Genomic DNA, 11,016 nt, shown 5'->3' with positions numbered 1-11,016 from the left:
TCATCGATACTCAGGCTCTCTCCCAGGTTCTCATCAAACAGCAGCCAGTCTCCCGCATGCAACAACTGCTCCCACTGGCGATAATCGCTGAAATGCTCCTTGTATTGGGTGGAAAGCTGCTTACCGTCTACGCCATAATGAGAGCCGATACCTGTAATGCTCTCCGCAGTAGACTCTATTCTATTCTTTTAAAAAAGAAACGAACTCAGGGGATAGTTTGCTGCCCTCAGCCGTCAGGTCATCGTAAGAATAACTGAATATCTCACCCGTGGAACTGTCACGCCATTTTCGACGGCGGACATGAAGGTAAACGGGCTTACCACGAAGGGGAAAGTCTTGGACAACCCGTTCAGCGGTAAAGCCGTAACTGCTTACTGTGCCAGACTTGCGGTCTGCTTCTTCCATAAAGTTACGCTCATCCAACCAGAAGTCTATCTGGGAAATGCTCTCTTGGATATCTATCACATCAAAATAATCTGCGAGTATCTCTGGAAAGATACAACGCAACAATTGCTCGGTCTTCATGATGCAAAGATAACAAATACTTATGAAATTATGTGCATGAGAGGGGAGGGGTTGCAACTGGGTTTTACGACTGACCCCTCTTTTGCTTATATGATCTTCTCTTTGAGAGTTTACATCTTAGTAATAATTCCTTCGTCAGTAGAGCGTACAAATTCTACGATATTGCGAATTTCGGGAGAATCAGGAACCTGCTGATCTATCTGAAGGCATGCATCGAATACCGATGTTTGACCGTGAAAGAGCAGGCGATAAGCGTTAGCAATGTGCTTAACAACTTTAGGATCTATACCTTCACGTTTAGCAATATAAGTATTTACACCAATATATTTTATCGGCTCATCGCCAGCTATAATATAAGGAGGAATATCTTTTGAAAATGTAGTTCCTGCTTGTATCATAGAAAACTGCCCAACACGTGTTTTTGCATTTGCAATAACACTCGAAGAGAAGATAACGCCATCTCCTATTTGACAATCTCCTGCTATCTTTGTGCCATATCCAAATACACAATTATCACCAACTATTGTGTCGTGGCTAATGTGAGAACCTTCCATAAGGAAATTGTTTGACCCAATAACTGTTTTACCCCCCGTATGGGTAGCACGGTTAACGACAACATTCTCTCGGAAGATATTTTCATTGCCTATAATAAGTTCGCTCTCCTCTCCTACAAAATTGAAGTCTTGAGGGATAGCGGCAAGTACAGTGCATTGGTGAATTTGATTGCCGTTGCCCATACGAGTTCCATTTAAGATACTTACAAAAGGGTAGATGATACAGTTATCACCAATGACAACATCGTCCTCTATATATACAAAAGGAAAAATCTTACAGCCGTTGCCTATCTTAGCTTTAGGAGAAACTTCGGCTCTTGGACTAATTTCACTATTCATAGCATGTAACCCCCCACTCTTCCCGTAAAGGAAAGATAGCCCAACTTGCTGATGGGGATAGTGTTGGTAGTTTGAGATAATATTCTAAATTATTTTGAGCCTCCACCTAAGGCATAATATAAGTTGACAATAGACTGTAACTTAGTAAATTGCTCTTGAACTTGAGAAATCTGTGCGTTAAGTAAGTTTTGCTGTGCAGTGATTACTTCAAGATATGAACTTGAACTCTGCTTATAAAGCAATTGAGAATGCTCTACATTCTTTTTTAAAACATCTATTTGTTGTTGCATTAACTTATTTTTCTCATTGGCAGAATTGTAAGCTACAAGCGCATTGCTAACCTCAGATCCAGCAGTAAGAATACTGTTTTGCCATGTGTTATAGGCTTGCTTATATTGATCTTCTGCAACGCGAAGACCAGCTTTTAGTTTGCCTTGTGCAAAGATAGGCTGTGTAAGGCTACCTACTACGCTTAATAACAATTTTCCCGGATTCACCAATCCGTTTCCATTCGACCATGCGCCAGTAGGTGAAATATTTAGCGCGGGATAGAAACGGCTACGAGCTTCCTGAATATTATAGAAACATTGGGCAAGTGCCATTTCTTTAGCATGAACATCAGCGCGATTACTTAAGAGTGCTATGCCAATACCTCCAGAGAAATTTGTTGGTAGATTTTGGTTAGATAGGCTACCACGTGCAATGCTATGTACAGGCTCACCTAGTAATAAGCTCAAAGAGTTTTCTGCTTCACGGATATTTCCCTTAATCGTAACGCTTTGTGTTTGAACATGATAGTAAGCAGCTTCTGCACTCTGAACACTTGTAGAGCGAGCACGTCCAAACTCCATTTGAAGCTTCATCATATCCCATGTGTTCTTTGTTAGCTCTGACATATTATCTACTATTTCCTTCTGACGGTCGAGCATCAAAAGTGTGTAATAGAGATTAGCAATATTACAGATAAGCGATGTTTGAGCAGCTACCTTATAGTCTTTCATTTGTAATAGCATTGCTTGTGCAACTTTCTTCTTCGCTCTAAGTTGCCCAAATAAGTCCACATTCCAGCTTGCCGCAATGGGGAGCGTATATGCTTTTGTAGCTTCTGTATGAGAACCAAAGTGGGAAATAGTTCCAGTTGGGGCAAAAGCAACATTTGGTAAAAACGATAGTTTAGCCGCTTTTAGCTGCTGTTCTGCTATGTCTATATTCAGGACAGCATTCGCAAGATTAGGATTATTATTGAGGGCTCTATCAATTAAGGTCTGCAACTGTGGATCAGTAAAAACACTGCGCCATGGCAGATTACCAAAGTCGTTGGCACCCTCAAGTGTTGCTTGGTCGTTTACTGGATCACGAACAACCCCTGTTATTTTCACATCAGGGCGTTCATAATTACCGTAAAGACTCTTACAGCCCGTCAACGACAAAGCTGCTAGCGAGAGTACGAATATATTTAATTTATTCATTTTTTATCAAACTAAGTTGTTATTGCTTATTCTCTTTTGATTTTATGCAAGGAGTTTTCTTTGCATATTGCTTCAACTCTTTCAATGCTGACTTATTATCTTCATCATCAAAGCGAAGTGGAGAAATGCGTTCTTGAATACTTTGGAATATTGTAAACAAGGCGGGAACAAAGAATATCTGGCACAGCGTACCAATGAGCATACCTCCTATAGCTGCGGCTCCTAGTGTTTGGTTACCATTGCGACCTACACCACTTGCAAACATTAACGGTATCAAACCTACAATCATTGCTAATGCGGTCATCAATACAGGGCGAAGACGAGCACCAGCACCGAGAATTGCTGCATAGCGAATAGCCATACCTGTACGGCGGCGATCGAGAGCAAACTCTACGATCAAGATAGCATTCTTTGCTAACAAACCTATCAACATAATGAGTGAAATTTGCATGTAGATATCGTTGTTATGTCCAAAGATTAGCGTAAAGAGAAATGCACCTGCTAAACCGAAAGGAATAGAAAGTACTACAGCAAGAGGCAATAAATAGCTTTCGTATTGGGCACTTAAAATTAAGTAAACAAAGATGATACACAAAGCAAAAATAATCACGGTGGTGTTACTTTGCTCACTTTCAGATCGTGTCAAGCCCGAATATTCATAGCCATATCCAATTGGTAGATTATCCTTTGAAACTTCATCAATAGCCTTCAATACATCACCAGAAGAATAGCCATCTTGAGGAGTAATATTAACATCAATTGAAGTAAACAGGTTAAAGCGTTTCATTACTTGTGGTCCATAAACACGTTTTAGAGTTATAAAACTATTGATAGGAGTCATTCCGTTAGGCGTACGCACATAAATATTTTGTAAACTCTCTGGAGTTAATCGGCTATCAACAGATCCTTGGATCATTACACGGTAAAGTTTACCATAACTATTAAAGTTGGAAGCATACATACCGCCATAGTAGCCTTGGAGTGTAGCAAGCACTGCTTTTGGCGAAATGCCAGCTTGCTTAGTCTTAATCACATCAACATCTACCATATATTGTGGATATTGGGTATCGTAGGTAGTCATTGCTTTAGCGATTTCTGGACGCTTCTGTAGGGCATCTAAGAAGTTACGAGTAACCTTCAAGAACTTATCAATATTACCTCCTGTTTTATCCTGCATGGTCATAGTAACACCATTTATCATAGAGAAGCCAGGTATCATAGGAGGTCCAAACGCAATAATCTGCGCTCCTTTAATGCTAGCTGTTTGCTTATAAATCATACCTAGCACCATATTCGATTCCATTGGATTTAGGAATAAAGGAATGATACTACCTTGCTTGATACAAGTTCCAATACGTGAAAAAATATTCTTTGATGCACGCTCTTCAAAAGGTTTTAACTTTATGAAAAATGCTGCTTGATTAGAACCTTGTCCACCAATTAAGCTAAAACCAACAAGGTTTTGGCGTGTTTCAATAGCTGGGTTATTAGCCAGCATCTTATCTACCTTATTAACAATCTGTTTTGTTGCAGTCTTTGATGTACCGGGAGGGGTAGAAATAGAGATCATTACTGATCCTGTATCTTCATTAGGAACAAGTCCAGAACTTGTAACACTCATGGTTACAGCCAAAGCCACGATGCCAACAATAACAGTAATGCTCGTGATAATTGGTTTCTTAATAATGCGTTCTACACCTTTTTTATATTTATTAGTAACTTTATCAAATGCTGTATTGAAAGCGTTATGAAAACGATCTACAAAAGTTGATTTTTTTTCTTTTCCGTTCTTATCATGTGGCTTTAAGAGTATAGCACAAAGTGCTGGTGATAGGGTCAGCGCATTGATGGCAGAAATGACAATAGATAAAGCCATAGTTACACCAAATTCACGATAGAATGTACCAGAAGTACCGCTCAAGAAAGATACTGGTACAAACACTGCTGCCATCACCAATGTAATAGAAATAATGGCACCAGAAAGTTCATTCATAGCATCTATTGATGCGGTAAGTGCACTCTTATAACCAAGATCTAGTTTTGCGTGGACAGCTTCTACAACTACGATAGCATCGTCCACTACAATAGCAATAGCCAATAGTAATGCCGATAACGTTAGCAAGTTGATCGAGAACCCAAACATCCATAAGAAAAGGAAAGTACCCATTAAGGAAACAGGAACGGCAATCAAAGGAATAAGTGTAGAACGTAAATCCTGCAAGAATACATATACCACTAAGAATACCAAAATCAAAGTAAGGAATAAGGTAAATACTACCTCTTCAATAGATGCGTATAAGAACTCTGTAACATCAGTAACGATGCGCATCTTCATACCTGGAGGATAATTCTTAGCTTGAATTTCAAATGCTTTTTTCACGCCATTAGCAACATCTGTAGCATTTGAACCAGCTACTTGCTGAACAGCACCAATAACGGCTGGTTTACCATTACTTTCCATATTTACAGCATACGATAAACCACCAAGTTCTACTTCTGCAATATCGCGGAGGTGCAGAGTTTGTCCATTTGTATTACTGCTAATAATGATATTGCCATATTCCTCTGCAGTTTTCAAACGACCTTTATAACGCATAGTAAACTCATAAGCCATATTGCTTTGCTCACCAAACTTACCCGGGGCTGCTTCTATATTTTGTTCTGCCAAAGCAGCAGTAACATCTTGTGGCATTAAGTTGTACTGCTTCATTTTGTCTGGTTGCAACCAAATACGCATACTATAAGTTAGCGAACCAAAGACTTGCACATTACCAACACCCTTTACACGTTTCAGTGCTGGAACAATGTTGATATCACTATAGTTGGTTAAGAATTTCTCATCATAACGTCCATCATCACTTGTAAGCGCAAAGATAATAACATTACTACTTTGGCGTTTTCCAGTTGTTACACCAACTTGAGTTACTTCCGAAGGCAAAAGTGCTTGCGCTTGTGTTACACGGTTCTGTACATTGACCGCAGCCATATCGGGATCAGCACCTTGCTTAAAGTAAATAGTAATCTGAGCCATACCATCATTGGTAGCTTGAGAGGTCATATAGGTCATATTCTCCACACCATTGATACTCTCTTCCAAAGGTACAACTACTGAATTTAAAACTGTCTGCGCATCAGCACCTGAATAAAATGTCTGTACAGAAATTGTAGGTGGAGCTATGTCTGGATATTGTTCTACAGGTAATGATACCAATCCAATCGCACCTAGAAGTACGAAGAAAATGGAGATTACCGTAGACAATACGGGTCGTTTAATAAAATTAGAAAATGTCATATTTGTTATTCTAAATTAGAACCTTTTTTATTATTTTTTGTCGCCACCCTGCATTGCCTCTACAAAGCCTGATGCCGAATTTTGATTTTTACTTAGTTCTTCTGCTTTTTCTATAGCCTTAGCGTATTCAGCCTCAGTAAGAGCTTTGATCTTAGCACCATCAGTCAAAGTAGAAACCCCTTTGGTAACAATCTTATCACCCATTTTTAGTCCACTTGTAACAACATAGTTATTGCCATCGTTTTCTGGAGAAACGGTAATTTCTGTATAGTGTACCTTATTATCTTGGTCAACCTTATAAACAAACATCTTGTCTTGAACCTGTACTACTGCGTCTTGTGGAATAACCATAGCATGATTATTGCTCTTTGCTATTATAATCTGACCACTACCACCACTCTTCAATAGTTTTTCTGGATTTGGAAAGCGTGCTATAACACTAATTGTACCTGTAGCAGCGTCAACGATACCACTTGTCTTTACAACAGTTCCTTCATGGCTATAGATAGAACCATCTATAAGCTGTAAGCTAACACTTGGAAATTTTTGAATGGCACTAGCTAATCCATTGCTAGAACGCGATAACTTTAGCATATCAGCTTCTGTTAAAGAGAAATAAACTTCCATCGTTGAGATGTTGCTAACAGTTGTAACAGGTTGTGCAGATGACGGACTAACCAAAGCTCCTTCCTTGTAAGGAAGACTACCAATATAGCCTGATGTAGGACTTTTCACATAGCAAAAACCAAGATTTTCTTTTGCTGTAGCTAAACCTGCTTGTGCTTGTTTAACCCCAGCCTCTGCTTGCTGAATAGCTGCCGTTGCTTGGGCAACACCACTTTGAGCTTGGCGAACAGCAGCTTCAGCAGTAGCGTATGTATTCTTTGCAGCTTGCAGCTCGTAATCTCCTATTACTTTATTAGCATAAAGATTCTTGCTATTAGAATAGGTTAAGCGAGCTGTTGCCTCTTGTGCTTTTGCCGAATTTAAGCTAGCGTTGGCTGTATTAACAGCTGCACGAGCTTGTGCTACAGCACTTTGTGCTGCATCTACATGAGCTTGCCCTTGACGAACAGCTTCTTGATAGGTAGAATTGTCAATTACAAATAAGACTTGTCCTGCTTTTACATACTGTCCTTCGTGTACGTTAAGATGTGTAATAAAACCACTTACTTTTGGTCTTACTTCTACATCTTGAATACCTTTTATAGTTGCTGGATAAGTTGATTTTGATTGTGCACTTGACGATCCAATTGTCATTACAGGAAATTCATCGCTTGTAGGCAAAGTTTGTTGACCTTTACCACAACTTACAAAAACTGTTGCTGCAACAGCAGCAACTACCAAGAATTTGTTTGCTTTCATACCTATTTTATTATACATATTTCTCAAAGATATAACTTAAAAACGTATGTTTAGACGTTTTTTGTGTTTATCAGTTTAATTTAAATATTACTTTTTTAATATTCTGCACCTTTTAAGCAACCACTTTTGCTTACACTAACCCTAATTCTTTTGCTTTTTTATTCAATAGCGCTAATAACGGCTCACGCTCATTAGCGACTTTGTTGTCTAAGACTGCTTCTTTTAGGGCTTTTTTTAATACACCTACCTCGTAGCTTGGCTTTAAATGAAACATTTCCATAATTTCATTACCATCAATACATGGCTGAAGTAAGCGTTTATAATCACGTACTTTTAGATCCTCTATCTTCTCACGCACAGTGCGAAAGTTGTTTAGAAATCGTTGTTTGCGCAACTCGTTTTTACTAGTAATATCGGCTTCGCATAATGTCATTAGATCGTCAATGTCGTCGCCTGCATCATTCATAAGGCGGCGAACAGCTGAGTCGGTTACTTCTTCATCAGCAATCACAATAGGACGCATGTGCATATCTACAAGTTTACGCACATACTTCATCTTGGCATCCATTGGTAGTTTCATTCGTCGAAACAGACCAGGAACCATCTTTGCTCCTACTATATTATGATTATGAAATGTCCACCCGATAGCGTTGTCCCAGCGTTTACACTTTGGTTTACCAATGTCGTGTAAAAGTGCTGACCAACGCAACCATAATTTATCAGTTGTTTTGCAACTATTATCAAGAACCTCTAGCGTATGATAAAAATTATTCTTATGCGCTCTACCATTCTTCACATCTACTATATCCATAGCTGTCAACTCTGGCATAATGAGCTGTAGAAGCCCACAACGATGCAGATCTACAAAACCCTTGCTAGGCGTTTTAGTCATCATTATCTTGTTGAGTTCCTCTGCAATACGTTCGCCGCTAATAATCTTGATGCGCTCTGCATTGCGTTCTAGTGCAGCGAAGGTTTCGTCATCAATAAAAAAATTGAGTTGTGTCGCAAAACGTACACAGCGCATCATACGCAACGGATCGTCAGAAAAAGTAATATCAGGGTCGAGCGGAGTGCGAATAATACCATCCCAAAGATCATCAACACCTCCAAATGGGTCGACTAATTCCCCCAAACGATCTTTGTTTAAGCATACCGCCATTGCATTGATGGTAAAGTCGCGACGATTTTGATCATCTTCTAAAGTGCCGTCTTCTACGATAGGTTTTCGGCTGTCGTGGCTATAACTCTCTTTACGAGCTCCAACAAACTCCACTTCGGTATCTCTATATTTCACCTGAGCTGTACCAAAGTTCTTAAATACGGATAAATGTGCTTTCTTTCCGAGGATATTCTTTAGTTCACTAGCTACTTGAATACCACTACCTACCACAACCACATCAATATCATTAGATGGGCGTTCTAAAAACAAATCACGAACATAACCGCCAACAACATAACATTCTAATCCTAATTTATCGGCAGCTTCTGAAATATGATGAAATATATCTTTATCTAGTAATTGCGCCAACTGCGCATTTGAGAGTTCTCGCATAATAATTGTTTAATTTTGTAATGCAAAGGTAATCAAAAAGGCTGATAAAGACAAAAACTTGTATACGATTTAAAGCCTTGTTCCATATAAAATAAAAGAACACTTGATAGGCTTTATATCCTACCAAGTGTTCTTTGTTTTATATATTATTAAAGGTGTTATCCTACTTATAAATTTCTGCTAATACCTTTTGTAAGTGTTCACCTCTAAGGTCTATTTCAATGATCTTACCTTGCGGATCGAGCAATACATTAGATGGAATACTCATAATGCCGTATGTTTTGGCAGCAGCACATTGCCAACCTTTTAAGTCAGACATTTGTGGCCATTCCATACCAAGACTCTTTACTGCACTAGCCCATGATTCTTTCTTTTGGTCGAAGCTAACACCTATAACTTCAAATCCCTTAGCACGGAATTTCTTGTATGCTTCTACTACATTAGGCATCTCCATACGGCAAGGACCACACCATGAAGCCCAAAAATCTACTAAAACATACTTTCCTTTGCCCGCATAATCGCTAAGCTTAATAGCTTTACCATTAAGATCTACCATAGTAAGCTCGTGGAACATCAAACCTGGCTGACGAAGTTGTAGTGCTGCCCATATCTTCTTAACAGGAGCCATTTCCTTTTCGTTATAGTAACCAGAGGTAGAGTCGCATACTTCTTTCATCTCATCGAAACTAAAGCTATATACAGCTTCTGCTACATACTTAGCAGGGAAAGTGGTATTCTTGAAGTTACGAACGATTTCCAAGGTGTAGACCTTTTGAAGTGAATCAAGTTCGCCAGCCTTAGCCTCAATTTCTTCTAACTTCTTGTTGTCATCAGCGGTGATAGCACTCTTATCCTTACTCTTGATAGTCTTGTAAGTAGCAATCAAAGATTGGTACTGAGTTTCAAGACCTTTCATTTTATCTTCGTACTGTTTAGTATCTTGGGCATATGCTGCAAACGTACCAAATGCAAGCATGACCATAATTAAAATCTTTCTCATAATTCAATTAATGTAATTAGTTCAACATTTGCAAAAGTAGTAATATTTATTTGGAATAAAAGAATTTTTCCCTATGATAATAGAGGGATATTCCCTTAATTTGCGCCTTAAAAGGTATAACTTAGGCTATATTACGATATTTTATCGTACCTTTGCACTCGCTTATTAGCTTTTATTGATGAATAGGGGTACTTGCTCAACCCCCTTTAACAAAACAAGATATGCAAAAAACAAAACAACAGGTGAGTGTACTGTTTCTGCTTTTCAGTGTACTCTTTTGTGTTTGTCTCATTGCGGCAAACCTTTTAGAAACAAAGCAGATTTCCGTGTTAGGTATTAGTTTGACAGGTGGGCTAATCGTCTTTCCAGTGTCGTACATCATCAATGATTGTGTTTGTGAGGTATGGGGCTATAAGAAAGCACGATTGTTGATATGGTTAGGCTTCGCAATGAATTTCTTCTTCGTCATGATGGGTGCGTTATGCGACTGGATACCCGGTGCTCCTTATTGGACTAACAATGCTGGTTTTCATGCCGTATTTGGGTTAGCTCCTCGTGTGGCAGCAGCGTCCTTCCTTGCTTTCGTAGTAGGATCGTTTGCCAATGCTTATGTGATGAGTAAGATGAAGTTGCACGATGGAGGGAGACATTTCTCTGCACGTGCTATCCTTAGTACCATCGCAGGAGAGAGCATCGACTCGCTTATCTTCTTCCCACTAGCTTTATCGGGTGTAGTACCTACCGAGGAACTTCCTAAGCTTATGCTTTGGCAAGTGTTTCTCAAAACGTTTTATGAGATCATCGCTTTACCCATTACTATTAAGGTAGTGAAAGCCTTGAAGGAGTATGAGGGTGAAGATGTGTATGATGAAGGTGTAAATTATAGTATTTGGAAGATTTTTAGTTTAGGGTAAAGT

General features: G+C 39.1%; 8 protein-coding genes. 1 reads left to right on the top strand and 7 read right to left on the bottom strand.

The annotated features are described in order from the left end of the window. Positions 1 to 180 precede the first annotated feature (180 nt). The 7 genes from PREBIDRAFT_RS00395 to PREBIDRAFT_RS00365 all read right to left on the bottom strand — a co-directional run bounded on the left by PREBIDRAFT_RS00395 (position 181) and on the right by PREBIDRAFT_RS00365 (position 10,099). The gene (locus PREBIDRAFT_RS00395) at positions 181 to 525 is read right to left on the bottom strand and encodes an ISAon1 family transposase N-terminal region protein (RefSeq protein ID WP_004338888.1); all 345 of its coding nucleotides are present in this window, start codon (positions 523 to 525) and stop codon (positions 181 to 183) included. Between the two features lie 110 nt (positions 526 to 635). Beyond that, positions 636 to 1,418, bottom strand: coding sequence for an acyl-ACP--UDP-N-acetylglucosamine O-acyltransferase (gene lpxA / locus PREBIDRAFT_RS00390; RefSeq protein WP_004336790.1), 783 nt, complete (start codon positions 1,416 to 1,418; stop codon positions 636 to 638). Positions 1,419 to 1,507: 89 nt separating this feature from the next. Continuing rightward, positions 1,508 to 2,887 (bottom strand): TolC family protein, encoded by a 1,380-nt coding sequence (locus PREBIDRAFT_RS00385; RefSeq protein WP_004336789.1) that lies wholly within the window; start codon positions 2,885 to 2,887, stop codon positions 1,508 to 1,510. Positions 2,888 to 2,906: 19 nt separating this feature from the next. After that, positions 2,907 to 6,179: an efflux RND transporter permease subunit gene (locus tag PREBIDRAFT_RS00380; protein ID WP_004336788.1), complete on the bottom strand. Its 3,273-nt coding sequence runs from the start codon at positions 6,177 to 6,179 to the stop codon at positions 2,907 to 2,909. A gap of 30 nt (positions 6,180 to 6,209) precedes the next feature. After that, the gene (locus tag PREBIDRAFT_RS00375) at positions 6,210 to 7,544 is read right to left on the bottom strand and encodes an efflux RND transporter periplasmic adaptor subunit (RefSeq protein WP_004338886.1); all 1,335 of its coding nucleotides are present in this window, start codon (positions 7,542 to 7,544) and stop codon (positions 6,210 to 6,212) included. Between the two features lie 130 nt (positions 7,545 to 7,674). After that, positions 7,675 to 9,099, bottom strand: coding sequence for a CCA tRNA nucleotidyltransferase (locus tag PREBIDRAFT_RS00370; RefSeq protein ID WP_004336786.1), 1,425 nt, complete (start codon positions 9,097 to 9,099; stop codon positions 7,675 to 7,677). Positions 9,100 to 9,262: 163 nt separating this feature from the next. Further along, the gene (locus PREBIDRAFT_RS00365; RefSeq protein ID WP_004338885.1) at positions 9,263 to 10,099 is read right to left on the bottom strand and encodes a peroxiredoxin family protein; all 837 of its coding nucleotides are present in this window, start codon (positions 10,097 to 10,099) and stop codon (positions 9,263 to 9,265) included. 221 nt (positions 10,100 to 10,320) lie between these two features. Between PREBIDRAFT_RS00365 and PREBIDRAFT_RS00360 the strand changes: the two genes are divergently transcribed. Then, positions 10,321 to 11,013 (top strand): queuosine precursor transporter, encoded by a 693-nt coding sequence (locus PREBIDRAFT_RS00360; protein ID WP_004336784.1) that lies wholly within the window; start codon positions 10,321 to 10,323, stop codon positions 11,011 to 11,013. Positions 11,014 to 11,016: the final 3 nt, after the last annotated feature.

The organism is Prevotella bivia DSM 20514 (assembly GCF_000262545.1).
GTDB classification, from domain to species: domain Bacteria; phylum Bacteroidota; class Bacteroidia; order Bacteroidales; family Bacteroidaceae; genus Prevotella; species Prevotella bivia.
The sequence above is the reverse complement of the archived record's forward strand: the minus strand, read 5'-3'. Positions and strand labels throughout refer to the sequence as shown.